The following is a 13,917-nucleotide window of genomic DNA, read 5'->3' on the forward strand; positions in this document are numbered from 1 at the left end:
TCTGACCATAATCGCTCATGGAATCGATAAGCTTCTGGTTAGAACCAAGGTCAGAGGTGACGTTTGTCATCGCCTCAATAGCTTTCTGCACCTGCGAAATCATCTTCACGACGCCCTGCTTCGGATCAGACGCATAGGAGCCAGCAAAGCTTGCACCTGTTGCACTGGATGTCAGGAAGACGTTGCTTGTTGGGTCAGCACCAGCGGAGCCACCGGCTGTCAGGCCCAGAAGTTCTGTCAGGGTTGCACCCTGAGACACACCGGTTGTTGCAGCAATTAATGTGCCATAACCGCTCAGTGTCTGTGTGTCACCCTGCACCCCGCTGACGAATGTCAGGCTATTGGAGGTAATGCCCAGACCATCGCTTGTACCACCAGAGAGCAGGTTGATGCCCTTTGTCGTCGCGTTACGCGCGATTGTGTCGATGGATTTCATATAGCCAGTAATTTCTTTATCAAGCTGGCCAAGGGACGTAGTGCTACCAAGGTTGTTACCAACAGTGGTGACGGCGTTCTGCACATCTTGCAGAACCTTGATGATGCTGTTTGCCGCAGAGTTGGTGGCGCTCACAATCTGAGAAGCGTAGCTCAGCCCATCATTCACAGCGTTCTGACCGGAAATATCACCGCCAATCTGTGCGGAAATACCAAAAGCAGCGGGGTTATCAGACGCATTAGCGACTTTTTTACCGGTGGAGACGGCGTTCTCTGTTTTAGCAAGTTCACTCTGTGTGGTGTTCAATGTCTCCAAGGCGACCATGGAGGATGTGTTTGTGTTAATGGAAAGACTCATGGCCTTTTCTCCCTACTCATCATACGTCATGACCAACGACAAATCGTTGACAAGGCTAATAGACCACATAACCTTTACATGATTATTACACAGCTTCCCTAAAATAACTTAACCTTACCCCACTTGCACTTTTGGTTGTGCTTCACGCCCACGCATATAAGGGCGCGGGCCACGCAGGCTCCCCGGCACAGCTTGCGTAAAAGAATCGGAAAAATGCGGCACGGCCTCATTATCCCCCGCAATATCTTCCACACTTTGCACTGGCGCATTGACAGAAGCTACGGCTTGCTTTGCTTGCTCCAACACCGCCTGCTGCGCCTCCAAACGCTCTAAAAGGGCACGCGCAGCGTTAAGATGCTCTTTTAACTCTGTTTCTTGCCCTTCTACCTTCTTCAACAAAACGGCCATCGAATCGGTCGATTCTTGTGCCATTTTGTGATGGTCCATCAGGTCTTCTTCAGCATTACGCACACGCTCTAGCAAAACAGAGAGACGCTTATCGCCCTGATTAACCTCATGGCGCACACGCTCAAACATATGCGTCACTTGCTCTGTGGAGGAATCCAGCGTGGAGACCATCTCATTTAATGCCGTATAGGATTCACGGATGACACCTAGCCGCCGCACGATCAAGCGGGAACTAATAATCCCCGCTATCAAAACAATCATCAAAAGGACTTCAATAACAAGCTGACTATTTTCCAGAAACATGATGAAGTCCCTCCTGCCCTGCCATGTGATGCTCTGCTGGGATAGCCCCAAGGGAGGCTAAAAGCTCCGGTGTTAAGTCTTCTTCTGGTGGGATAAGCCGCTGGTCAATCCGTACGGCCTGCATATTATGCAACCGGCCTAATGTGCCCTCAAAAAGAGGCGTACCGTCACATTCCATACGGACACTATGTGGCGCATCTGCCTTACAAGGCAAATGCAACACGCTGCCCTTCTTTAACGCTAAGATTTGAGACAGCGGAAAGGAGCTTGATTCAAAAACAGTGGATACTGTCACACTCGTTTCCATAATCTCGGAGATGAGGTGATTTTCCCAAATTGAATCACTGCCGAAGTTTTCCCCCATAAATTGCTGCGCTAATTTCTCTCGTACAGGCTCAAACGTGGCATAGGGGATAACAATCTCCATATTCCCACTTCTATCACCCATATCAATATGAAACTTTGCCGCAATCGCTGCATTAGAGGGGCGGGCAATCACTGCAAGGCTGGAGCTAACCTCCAATCGCTCAAAAGACAAATCTACCTTACCAACTGGGGTAAATGCCTCAGAAAGGTCCGCAAGCGTAATGACTACCAATTTTTCAATCAATGCCCGCTCTAAAGCGGTATGAGGGCGGTTTTCCACCGCTTTGGCCCCACGGCCGGGGATGGCCCCCATCAAAATGTCGACAATCGCGTAGGAAAGGTCAGAATCTAAAATCACTAGACCATAATTACGCCATTGCTCTGCGCGAAATACCGAGAAAAGGGAGGATGTCGGCACGCCAGACATATAATCCCCAAACCGTAAAGAGCGCATATCCTCCATCGTAATATCGACATTATCATTGGTAAAACCACGCAATGTCGAGGAGAGGAAGCGCACCAGCCTATCAAAGACATTCTCCAACATAGGCATGCGCTCATAGGCCACAAAACCGGCCTTTATGATGCGCTCCATGCCACTTTCCTCCCGCAAGGCAGAGTTGGAAAATGTATCGCCTAACATCGCATCAATAGCGGATTGGTCTAACGCGCGGTCCTCATCTACAGTCTCACCATCCCCAGAGCCGGTTGTTGCGGCTGATTCAGCCGCACCCATATCAGGCTGATCGGCTGTGGGCTGGTCTGCCTGTCCCTGCTCATCTTCATCGGCCATTAGGTCTTAATCCATCTTACTGGGTTAGAAGTTCTGTAATATAAACGTTGCTGACATTTACCGGGGCAAAGGCAACGCGCAATCGTCGCAATAAAGCCTCCCGTAGGCGATAAAACCCACTACCATGAAGGTCTTGGGGGCGGCTCTCATGCAAGTAAGTTTGGAAGATGTCCTCTACCTCCGGCAAACGATCCTTGAGAGACGCCTCACTCTCTGCACCTTCAAACTCAATACTCGCTGTCATTTTGACGTAAACCGTCCGCCCCGCCCCATTATCAAGATTAGCCGTGGCAGACGGTACAGAGAGTAAAATACGCGACCCTGGGGCCTCTTTTGCCCCAGCCCCGCCATGTGCTGCGGCCTTCTCCCCGCCCTTCCCAAAGGGGAGGAGATGCGCCTGCCATGCCCCAACGCCGCCACCTACGACAAGCAACGGGATCGCTATAAGCAGGGCTAATTTCTTCTTGGATCTCCCTTTTGCCTCATCAGCAAGAGCGGCATCCTCCTCAGCCCCAGCGACAGAGGCCTCTGTCTCATCACTCATACAGCCTGACCCTCTCCTTAACCTTGGGGAACAGGCTGCATGCTCACGCCTTCACCTGCCATAGCGGTTACGCCAAAACCAGTAGATACAGGCATGCTAGATTCCCGCAGCTCTTGATGATGAGCCGCATCATACCCATCCTCTGCCCGCGCACCTAACGGAAGGAACGCCTCCTCATTCAGCCGATAGCCCATGCCCCAACTGGTGATGAAAGGCTTCTGAATCCCACGGGAACGCAATTTCTGGCGAATACGGCACACCATGACATCAATCGTCTTGCTAATAGGCTTCTCCCGCCCTGCATAAAGGGTAGAAAGAATAGCAGACTTGTTCAGCAAGCTCCCCCGGCGGCGCACCATGAGGGACATAATATCATATTCCCCTTGCGTTAAAGGCAGGATTTCATCATCCACTAAAACCTCACGCATATCTTCTTTGACAGTCAGACGACCAACATTGATGATTTGACTTGTCACGCCATGATCCATCACACGCCGGACAATGGCTTTAAGACGTGCCAAAAGCTCAACAGGCCCTACCGTAATCGGCACGCAATCATCCGCACCTGCTGCAAGCGCATCAGCGACATTATCAGCTGTTAAGTTACGCGCAATAATTAGAATAGGCAGACTAAAGCGGTTATTACGGATTGTTCTAATTAAAAGCGGGTCTGGACTTGTCTGCTGGATGACCGCCACATCAGACTGGTCATTGCGTAAAGCACTTAACACACCCTCACGGCCAGAAATCCGCAAGAAGATGCCGCCCTCCGATACTGCCTCCGAAAGGGTAGAACAGGGGCGACCATCCATATTCTTCGGACTATCACCGACACAAATCAACCGCATGGCAGTTTTCCTTTTTGTCATCGTTTTACACTCCCCTGCTATCAAGACTTAACGCTAACACGACATTAAAATAACCTTGTAATTTCTAATTGCAACAAGAATATTCCTTTAATTTAAGGCCATTTTTTAGATTTCCATGCTATCCCTAGGCTTTCCCTAGCCCTTGACGTATTTCGTAACGAGTTATGAAATAGAGCGTCAAAAGAAAGCTAACGAGGCGACTCCAATTATGACCCATTGCCATCTCATCAACGGCGCAAAAGCTTTTGCCCATTCCGCAGGTCGTTTGAACCAGACATTGCAGGATTATACTGCAACATTTCTCACCTCCTCTGGCATCAGCATCAGCCAGACAATTATTGACCATCATTATAGCATTGAGGAGGAGATAAAGGCCTTCCAAAAAGCAGATATTATCCTTTACCAATTCCCCGGTTGGTGGATGGGCACGCCATGGCCCCTTAAAAAATATATGGATGAGGTCTTCACCGAGGCTCATGGTATTTTTTACAAAAATGACGGGCGTAGTCGTCATGACCCAACCAAGCTCTACGGCTCGGGGGGACTTCTGCAAGGTAAACGCTTTATGGTCTCTACGACATGGAACGCCCCGCTTGAAGCGTTTGAGGAGCCTCATCAATTCTTCCATGGTGGTGGGATTGACGCTGTTTTATTCCCTTTCTATCGCGCTCATGCCTTCCTTGGGATGGAGCGTTTGCCAACCTTCCTTGCCACTGATGTGATGAAAAACCCCGATATTGAAGCTATCACAACGGCCTATCAGCATCATTTAGAGCGTGTTATTCTAACCTTATAAGCTTCTTTATGCCCCCGACACCCCCTTGCCCCCCTTCAAGCAGCCATCACGTGCCATTGCACAGGGTCGGTTACTCATACTGCGTTCGACTTCCTCACACTCTATCGGACCGAAACAGTAACCGACCCTGTCCTTGTTGTGTATGAGCCGCGCATCTACATCGTTGTGCAAGGGGAGAAGGTGCTCTATCTGCATAACCGCCCTATTCTCTATGATGAGAGCCACTATCTCATCTCTACATTGAACCTTCCCGTCTCTGGGCAAATCACACGTGCCTCTGCCTCTGCGCCCTATCTAGCCCTTTGCATCAGCTTCACCTCACTTGAAATGCGAGAGCTATTGCATGATATCGAAGCCGCCTCCCCCTCCCAGACAGCCCTAGCATCCTCTAAATCTTCTTATGCCCCACCCTCCCCCGCAATGGGCTTGAGCAATATTACAAACGATATTCTGGATACATTGCTTAGGCTTGTTAGATTATTAGACAAGGACAAAAACGATCTTTTCTTAGCCAAACTTTACAAAAAGGACCTTCTCTATCACTTCCTACAAGGCCAACAAGGCCATGTTTTGCGTGAGATTGCTCATAATCAAAGTGACCTCTCACGCATTAATCGTGCCCTCATTCATTTGCGTCATCATTTCCATGAGCCTTTTGAGATTCATGACCTCGTCACAATTGCAGGCATGGGGCAATCCAGCTTTTACAAACGCTTTAGCGCAGTAACAGGGATGACGCCCGTCCAATATCGGACAAAACTTCGCCTTCAAGAAGCGCGCTGCCTTATGGTGCATGAAGATGTTGGAGCCGCTCAAGCGAGCTTTTTAGTCGGGTATGAAAGCCCCTCTCATTTTAGCCGTGATTACAAACGCACTTTTGGACGCTCCCCTCGCGCAGACCTTCATCATATCCGCACAATCGGAATAGAGACTTATAAACGCCAGCATGAAGATGTCTGGTTCTAATGCAAAGCTACCCTCCTCTCTCTTGCATTGAACATATACTTCTTTCGCCATAAGCTGCTAAATGTTTAATGGTTCACAATATTATACCCCCCGTGATGAAGGATCATGGCTATGCGTACTGTCGGTTTTGCCTGCACCTCCGCTGAGGATACACTCAACCCCTTCCATTTTGACCGCCGCAACCCTCGCCCCAACGATGTTGTGATGGAAATTCTCTATTGCGGTGTTTGTCATTCCGACCTGCATTGGGTCCGCAATGACTGGGGCCATACACCCTACCCTGCTATACCAGGCCATGAGATTATTGGCCGTGTCATCGAGACAGGCCCGGATGTAACCCGCCATAAGATTGGCGATATTGTAGCCGTCGGCTGTATGGTCGATAGTTGCCAAAATTGTGACCAATGCCGCAAAGGGGAGGAGCAATATTGCCGCGAGGGGCAAAAGCATCCCATCGGCATGAATGGCGTTTATGGCGGTATTGATGTGGTGGACAACACCCCCAATATGGGCGGTTATTCCAAACATCTTGTTGTCCGGCAGGAATTCGCCCTTAAAGTCCCCAAAGGGTTGGACATCTCCAAGGCAGCACCGCTCCTTTGTGCGGGCATCACCACATGGTCGCCCCTACGCACCTGCCAAGTAGGGCCGGGTACGCGCGTTGCTGTTATCGGCCTTGGCGGGCTAGGCCAAATGGCTGTAAAACTAGCCGTAGCACTCGGTGCGGAAGTTACTGTCATTTCCCGCAGTGATAAAAAAGAACAAGACGCCCTCGCCATTGGCGCTGACAAGCTTTTAACATCCAGCAATGACAAGGCCATGCAGGCAGCCGTCAATAGCTTCGACCTCATTATTGATACCATCCCTGTCGAGCATGACATCACCCCCTACCTCCCCTTATTGGATGTAGATGGGACATTCTCCATGGTGGGGCAGATTGGCCCATTACCTACCACCACCACCCTACCGCTCGTCTATGGTCGTCGTCGTATTACTGGTTCCCTCGTTGGCGGCATCCGTGAAACGCAAGAATTGCTGAATTTCTGTGCCCGTAAAAACATCCTGCCCGACACCAAAACCGTTGCCATGCAGGATATTAATGACGTTTTTAAAGAACTCGAAAAAGGCGATACGCATTATCGCTTTGTCATTGATATGAGCACGTTAAAGGCTGACTAAACGACTTCACCTGCCCCGCCATATTGGTTATTGGCGGGGCAGTACCTTTTTAGACGCCTTCTAAAATAGCCCGCAAGTAAGGCCCAGTGCGGCTAGCAGGGTCCTGCGCTACATCCTCTGGTGGACCAGCAGCAATAATCTGCCCGCCTTTCTCCCCACTGCCGGGGCCAATATCAATCACCCAATCACTCGCTGCCGCAACGCGCATATTATGCTCGGTCACGACCACGCTATGGCCTTGCTCCACAAGCGTTTGCAGCTGCCCTAAAAGCCGGTCTGTATCTGAGGGATGCAACCCTGTTGTGGGCTCATCCAAAATATACAGCATAGGGGCTGACCGCCGCTTTTGCAGCTCTGTCGCCAATTTGAGACGCTGCGCTTCCCCACCAGATAGTTCCGGCGCGGGCTGACCAAGGCGAAGATACCCTAACCCAGATTGCACCAATGTATCTAACCCACGGGCCAAGATCCCCTCGCCTGCAAAGAAGCTACAAGCCTCATCCACCGTCATTGCCAACACATCAGCGATGTTTTTATTCCGCAGCGTGATGGCGAGAACCTCATCCTTATACCGTGCCCCATGACAAACCGGGCACGGGGCCTCCACACCGGGCATAAAAAGCAACCCGACCGAGACCGTCCCCAACCCCTCGCAATGCGGGCATCGCCCTTTTGCGACATTGAAGCTAAAGCTACTTTCATCCAACTTTGCCGCGCAGGCAGCATCGGTTGCAGCAAAAAGCTTGCGAATATGGTCGAAAATACCCGTATATGTCGCCAGATTAGAGCGTGACGTCCGCCCAATGGGCTTTTGCGTTATCACAGCCAGACGCTTCACATGCTCCAACCCTGCGATAATCTGCCCTTCCGGCTGCGCCTCCACAGCCTCACCCACTAGCGGTGCGGTCTCATCATCCTCTTGCCGCTCATCCGTTTCCTCAATCGCCTGACCTAGCGCGCGGCTGACCAAACTCACAAGGGCCTGACTCACCAAGCTCGACTTACCGGAGCCAGACACACCCGTCACGCTCACCAACACACCCAGCGGCAACTTTAACGAGAGATTCTGCATGTTCCGCCATGTAATGTTCTCTATCTGAAGCCACCGCTCTATAGGCCGCCTAGAGCCACATTCCAAAGGTGGTGGGGCAAATAGATAAGGCCGCGTACGAGAGGCCTCCACCTGCCGTAAACCATCCGGCGGGCCGCTATAAAGCACCTGCCCCCCATGACGGCCCGCACCGGGGCCAATATCCACAAGCCAATCAGCATGACGCATCACCACCGGGTCATGCTCCACAATAAGGAGGGAGTTCCCCGCCTTGGGCAAACAGCCTAACACATTCAAAAGCGATTCAATATCCGCAGGATGCAGCCCTGCGGCAGGCTCATCCAACACATAAGCCACACCGAACAAAGCGGAATGAACCTGCGTACCCAGCCGCAAGCGTTGATACTCACCGGGGGAGAGGCTATCCACAGCGCGGTCCGTTTGAAGGTACCCTAGTCCCAGCTCCAACAAAATCTCCAACCGCTTCATTAAAGCCGTGCCAATCTCCTCAATCACACGGCCTTGAGCATCACTCAGTTGATTTTCTGCAAGCTGGTCCTTCAGCACATGATAAAGCTGCTCTAAAGGCAGGTGAGACAGGGCCGCAATATCTTGCCCCCCAAAGGTCACAGCAAGAGCTTCAGGCTTTAGACGCGCCCCATGACACACAGGGCAGCGCGTCGCCTGCATGAAGGATGCCGCACGGGCGCGCATTTTTGCACTTTTAGAGCCATGGAAGCTCTGCATCACATAGCGGCGCGCACTCGCGAAAGTTCCCTGATAGGTTGCAGGCTCTCCCCGTTTGATAGCCGCTTGGCTCTCAGCATAATTCAACCCCCGATAGATAGGCTCGGTTGGGGTTTCATCTGTATAGAGTATCCACTCCCGGGTAGCTTTGGGCAAGTCTTGCCATGGTGTGTCGAGGTCTATCCCGCGCATCATAAGGATGTCCCGCAGATTCTGCCCCTGCCACGCACCGGGCCAAGCCGCTACGGCTTTTTCCCGCAGGGTTAAGGTCGGATCGGGCACCATCTTTTCTTCCACAACATCATAGAGCCATCCCGTACCTTGGCAACGCGGGCACGCCCCCTGCGGGGTGTTAGCGGAGAAGTCGTCACTCTCCAGCATCGGCGCATCAGCGGGATAAGTACCCGCACGGGAATAGAGCATCCGCAATAGATTAGAGAGCGTTGTCACACTCCCCACAGAGGACCGGCTACTTGTCCCCGCCTGCTGCTGAAGCGCAATAACAGGCGGTAGCCCCTCGATATTACGGATTTTTGGCGGGGGTAGCTGATGGAACAAACGCCGCGCATAGGGGGCGACTGTCTCCAAATAACGCCGCTGTGCCTCGGCATACAACGTCCCAAATGCCAGAGAGGACTTCCCCGACCCAGACACGCCAGTAAACACCACTAGACAACCCCGTGGAACCTCCAACGAGACATCCTTTAAATTATGCTCTTGCGCGCCTTCTATACGAATCATGTTTGTGAGGGCCTTTTGATGATGTGATAATGACGATCCTGCCATATAGCCTCCCAACCCTGCGCGAACGAGGCGGGAAGACTAGCATATTCTATATCAACCTGATGCCTGTAAAATAGCACCTCTGACCTCAGGCAAATATCTTTCTATCGAACGAAATAAACTGATACAGTCAATTCTATTAAGGAGGAGGTTTTTTCAAATGACTAAAAATTACGAATGGGCTGGCCCAAATGCAAATGTAGCCGAAGTCCTTAATAAATACTGCTACGGAAGCAGCAAACCTCCCTTCGCCTTAATGCTAGATGGCCCATGGGGTTGCGGTAAAACATGGCTCGTGAAACGTCTTTTTGACAAAAAGAGGACGGACCGTGAATCGGATAGTGAGCTAAACATGATCTATGTATCCCTCTATGGGATGCAGAATGCCGAGGAAATAACACAAGCCATCTATGTCGCCATGCACCCCATACTTGGCGGCAAGATTGGAGAACTAGGAAAAACCGTTTTTAAAGGCTTGTTGAAAAGCACTTTAAAGATTGATTTATACCATTTAGATAACAATAAAACTGACCTCTCAGTTATTCTAGGTATGTCTGGAGAGACAAAGAGCAAAGACAAAATATTCAAAAAGCGTATTCTAGTCTTCGATGATGTAGAACGAGCAAAAATGCCCGTATCCGACATATTAGCTCTCGTGCAGCCTTTGGTAGAATCACATGAAAACCGCGTTATTCTCGTTGCTAATGAAAAAGAAATTGCTATTGATGATAATGAAGAAAGAAAGCGTTATGAACGTACAAAGGAAAAGACCGTTTACCTTACATTACGGGTACAACCGGATATTAAAAGTGCTTGGAAAGATGTTATTGAATCTGAATTCAAAAAAGATCTCAAAAAATCTGAAGACAAAGATAATTTTGGAAAATTTCTATTAGAAAATGAAAATAATTTCATTGATTTTTTTGAAAAAACAAATGTAGAAAACATTAGAATTCTACAACTTTTCTTATCTTCTGGAAAATACTTATTTCCATCCTTTAAGGGAAAACAGGAGGATAATAACAATATAATTTTTGATATCCTCTGCCTATTATATGTACTTCTCATAGAAAAAAATATACATGGAAGAACATATGATGATATTGAAAAAATAGTTAGTCCCATTTCCAAAGAAGACGTAAATAATGATTCGTACTCAAAAACACGCGAAAGTAATTATTTCAACCTATTAAACGTATATAGAATGTTAAATGAATCTATATACTACCTTCTAGAAAAGGGAATCCTTAACAAGAAAGACTTTGAAGATAATCTTTCCTATTTTATTCACAATAGAACAACCCCTATATGGAAAAGGATCTCAGCTTTTATTTATGAAAAACCCTCCGATACACATTATGATTCCCTAATTGGAAAATTTCGTTCATATCTCGAAAAAGAAACTGCAGAAAACGATAAGGAACTGCTTCATGTTTGTGACGTTTATTTTATGCTAAAAAACATGAAGATAAACAGTTTTAATGATATAGACTCTGCTACTCTCTTAGAAAAATACACTAAAAGATATTGCGACTCGCTTTTATCAAAAGAAATCGCTTCTCTTACCCAAATTGACATCTGGAATGTAAAAGATTATTCTCCTTGGGAATTTCATAAAGAAAATATCAGCAAGATCAAAAAAATAAATGACATCTTGTCCTGTAAAAAGAAGAAATACCTTCTTAAAAAAATTAAGGACTATTGTGAGGAAAAAATAAAAAACAATCAACCTTTTGAAATTACGAACCTTCTCTTACAAAGATATTTCCTCACAAACGATAATCCCTTCCTTCATAATATCGATCCTGACAAATTTCTGGAATGCATAGATCAACTACCAACAGGCCCAGAACAGAATAAAATCTTCCGAGAACTCTACTTCCGCTTCCAAGAAGCTAAAAACAAAGAATGGCAAAACGAAAAAGAATGGTTTGAAACAATCATCCAAAAACTTCGGGAAAAAGCAGATGACGCTACTACTCATCCTTTTATAAAACGCTTAACAGAACTGCACCTCAAAACACTGGAAGAAGGTCCACAAAAATCCCTGACCAACTAAAAACTACATAATTTTCCAAGAAAAACACCTGGTGGAGGGGGTTGGATTCGAACCAACGTAGGCGTACGCCAGCGGATTTACAGTCCGCCCCCTTTAGCCACTCGGGCACCCCTCCGTACTCAGGTTGGCCGTGTGATAATACGCATTTGGGGCTATGTCAATGCGTGGTTAAAGGATTATATAGGCAATTATGGCTAAAAAATCATCCTCCCGCCGTGTGGCTTTGCCAGAGGCGCAAAATCTCTCCCGCAATCGCTCCCGCCGCAGCACGACCAAGCACGGGGCTCCCGCTACTGGCAAGGGTTATTGGCTCTATGGTCAACATGCTGTGGAGGCCGCGCTCCTCAACCCTGCGCGCGTTATTTACGCCCTGCTTGCCACCAAAGAGGCCGAGGCTGCCCTTCCCCAAACAGCGCATCAACCGCGCATCGTCAGCCGGGAGGAGCTAGATGCCCTCTGCGGTAAAGAGGCCGTGCATCAAGGGGTGTGCCTCAATGTCGAGCCGTTGGAAAACCCGGCTCTCGTGGATGTGATCGACCGCCCCGGCCCTATTCTTGTATTGGACCAAGTAACAGACCCGCGCAATATCGGGGCCATTCTACGCTCTGCCGCCGCTTTTGGGGCCGCTGCTCTCATCGTGCAAGACCGTCACACACCTGATGAAACCGGGACTATGGCCAAAGCGGCCTCTGGCGGATTGGATATTGTGCCCATCATTCGGGAAACGAATATCTCCCGCACGCTGCAAAGCTTACAAAAAGCGGGCTTCTGGGTCGTGGGGTTAGATGCTGGTGGGACGCGCTTAGACCGCACCCAGCTTGGTCAACGCCGTGTGGCTCTCGTTCTAGGGGCCGAGGGGGCAGGGCTACGCCGCCTAACACGAGAGACGTGTGATGAGATTGCCTCCATTTACATGTCTGGCCCGATGGAGAGCCTAAATGTCTCCAACGCTTCTGCGGTGGCCCTATACGAGCTGACCCGCCCCCTCAGCTAACAGCTGCCATATAAAATGGGGTGGTGCCAGAAAACCCAGCACCACCCCATCATTATGCTTTATGGCCTGCTTTTACTTAGCAAACGGATAATCCGTATAGCCTTTCGCCCCAATCGGGCCGTACCATGTGGCCATATCATCTTGTTGAAGCGGTAAATCCTCCTTCAAGCGGCGCACGAGGTCCGGGTTAGCAATATAGGCGCGCCCAAAGCTGATAGCATCTGCCTTGCCTTCTGCCACGGCCTTCAGAGCTTCATCACGCGTATATTCCTGATTCAGCACCAGCGGACGGGTGAACACCTTGCGGATTTCTGGCGATAATTTAGGCTGCTCTGTAGCCCCGCCAAAGGTGCTGGAAGGATTAGCTTCACGCAGCTCCAGCCATGCCACACCGAGGTCATTCAACATCTTCGCTGCCGGGATAAAGACAGTTTCCGGCTTGCTATCTATCGTGCCCTGCACCTCGCCATTCGGGGAGAGACGAACACCGACATGCTCGGCCCCAACTTCCTTAATGACAGCTTCCGTCACCTCACGCAGCAGACGCAGACGATTCTCAACAGACCCACCATAAGCATCCGTCCGATGGTTCGTGCTATCACGCAAGAACTCATCAAGCAGATAACCATTGGCAGAGTGAATCTGCACACCATCGAACCCGGCTTTCATCGCATTACGCGCAGCCTTGATGTAATCCTCAATGATGCCCGGAATCTCATCCAGACGTAGCGCACGGGCCTCCTCATAAGGGGCCTTGCCCTCATATGTATGGATGTGCCCCGGTGCTGTGGAAGGAGACGGTGCCACCGGCTGCTCCCCCGTTATGGAGGAATGGGCCATCCGCCCCATATGCCAAAGCTGGCAGACAATCTTACCGCCCTTCTCATGCACGGCATCGGTAACGGCCTTCCAGCCCTTTACCTGCGCGTCATTCCAAATGCCTGTAGCATAGGCCCAGCCAAGCCCTTGGCGAGAAATCCCCACGGCCTCGGAGATAATCAGCCCGGCAGTCGCCCGCTGTGCGTAATATTCCGCCATGATAGGTGTCGGCACAGCATCTTTGCCCGCCCGTGCCCGGGTAAGCGGTGCCATAACAACACGATTAGCCGCCTTAATAGCCCCAAAAGAGATAGGCTCAAACAACGTTGCCATAACGTCCTCCTTTAACAAACATGAAGAGAAACGTCCCTTCTGCCGTTGAGGCTAACACAGGCTTATTGTTCCATCAATATAGAACTACAATCTTGACAAAACACCCTCCGACTC

12 protein-coding genes and 1 tRNA gene are annotated in these 13,917 nt (G+C 49.7%); 5 read left to right on the forward strand and 8 right to left on the reverse strand.

Going from position 1 to position 13,917, the window contains the following annotated elements; translation table 11 throughout:
• The 5 genes from GM557_RS07535 to GM557_RS07555 form a co-directional block, all read right to left on the reverse strand.
• A partial coding sequence (locus tag GM557_RS07535; protein ID WP_155573759.1) for a flagellin occupies positions 1-793 on the reverse strand: 793 nt, incomplete at its 3' end.
• Positions 794-907: 114 nt separating this feature from the next.
• On the reverse strand, positions 908-1,504 hold the full coding sequence (locus GM557_RS07540; RefSeq protein WP_155573760.1) for a hypothetical protein: 597 nt from the start codon (positions 1,502-1,504) through the stop codon (positions 908-910).
• Positions 1,488-2,663: a flagellar motor switch protein FliM gene (gene fliM, locus GM557_RS07545; protein WP_155573761.1), complete on the reverse strand. Its 1,176-nt coding sequence runs from the start codon at positions 2,661-2,663 to the stop codon at positions 1,488-1,490. The genes GM557_RS07540 and fliM overlap by 17 nt, the downstream gene beginning before the upstream one ends.
• A gap of 16 nt (positions 2,664-2,679) precedes the next feature.
• Positions 2,680-3,207: a flagellar basal body-associated FliL family protein gene (locus GM557_RS07550; protein ID WP_155573762.1), complete on the reverse strand. Its 528-nt coding sequence runs from the start codon at positions 3,205-3,207 to the stop codon at positions 2,680-2,682.
• A gap of 17 nt (positions 3,208-3,224) precedes the next feature.
• Positions 3,225-4,055 carry a response regulator transcription factor gene (locus tag GM557_RS07555; RefSeq protein WP_196424783.1) on the reverse strand — a complete coding sequence of 277 codons (831 nt, stop codon included), beginning with the start codon at positions 4,053-4,055 and terminating at the stop codon, positions 3,225-3,227.
• Positions 4,056-4,284: 229 nt separating this feature from the next.
• Between GM557_RS07555 and GM557_RS07560 the strand changes: the two genes are divergently transcribed.
• From GM557_RS07560 to GM557_RS07570, 3 genes are all read left to right on the forward strand, one after another.
• Positions 4,285-4,872 (forward strand): NAD(P)H-dependent oxidoreductase, encoded by a 588-nt coding sequence (locus tag GM557_RS07560; RefSeq protein WP_155573764.1) that lies wholly within the window; start codon positions 4,285-4,287, stop codon positions 4,870-4,872.
• 45 nt (positions 4,873-4,917) lie between these two features.
• Positions 4,918-5,838: an AraC family transcriptional regulator N-terminal domain-containing protein gene (locus tag GM557_RS09045; protein ID WP_370513458.1), complete on the forward strand. Its 921-nt coding sequence runs from the start codon at positions 4,918-4,920 to the stop codon at positions 5,836-5,838.
• A 105-nt stretch (positions 5,839-5,943) separates the two neighbouring features.
• Entirely contained in the window at positions 5,944-7,017 is a 1,074-nt protein-coding gene (locus tag GM557_RS07570; protein ID WP_370513454.1) for an NAD(P)-dependent alcohol dehydrogenase, read from the forward strand.
• Between the two features lie 49 nt (positions 7,018-7,066).
• Here GM557_RS07570 and GM557_RS07575 read toward each other — a convergent pair whose 3' ends face one another.
• Entirely contained in the window at positions 7,067-9,601 is a 2,535-nt protein-coding gene (locus GM557_RS07575) for an excinuclease ABC subunit UvrA (RefSeq protein WP_155573766.1), read from the reverse strand.
• A gap of 157 nt (positions 9,602-9,758) precedes the next feature.
• Between GM557_RS07575 and GM557_RS07580 the strand changes: the two genes are divergently transcribed.
• On the forward strand, positions 9,759-11,657 hold the full coding sequence (locus GM557_RS07580; protein WP_155573767.1) for a P-loop NTPase fold protein: 1,899 nt from the start codon (positions 9,759-9,761) through the stop codon (positions 11,655-11,657).
• Positions 11,658-11,686: 29 nt separating this feature from the next.
• Here the strand turns inward: GM557_RS07580 and GM557_RS07585 are convergent.
• Positions 11,687-11,772, reverse strand: a tRNA-Tyr gene (locus GM557_RS07585).
• A 75-nt stretch (positions 11,773-11,847) separates the two neighbouring features.
• On the opposite strand from GM557_RS07585, the gene rlmB reads away from it, so the two are divergent.
• Positions 11,848-12,651 (forward strand): 23S rRNA (guanosine(2251)-2'-O)-methyltransferase RlmB, encoded by an 804-nt coding sequence (rlmB, locus tag GM557_RS07590; RefSeq protein ID WP_155573768.1) that lies wholly within the window; start codon positions 11,848-11,850, stop codon positions 12,649-12,651.
• 72 nt (positions 12,652-12,723) lie between these two features.
• Here the strand turns inward: rlmB and GM557_RS07595 are convergent, their stop codons facing one another.
• Positions 12,724-13,803, reverse strand: coding sequence for an alkene reductase (locus GM557_RS07595; RefSeq protein WP_155573769.1), 1,080 nt, complete (start codon positions 13,801-13,803; stop codon positions 12,724-12,726).
• Positions 13,804-13,917 lie beyond the last annotated feature (114 nt).

Origin of the sequence: Bombella sp. ESL0385 (assembly GCF_009725755.1) — a bacterium.
GTDB classification, from domain to species: domain Bacteria; phylum Pseudomonadota; class Alphaproteobacteria; order Acetobacterales; family Acetobacteraceae; genus Bombella; species Bombella pollinis.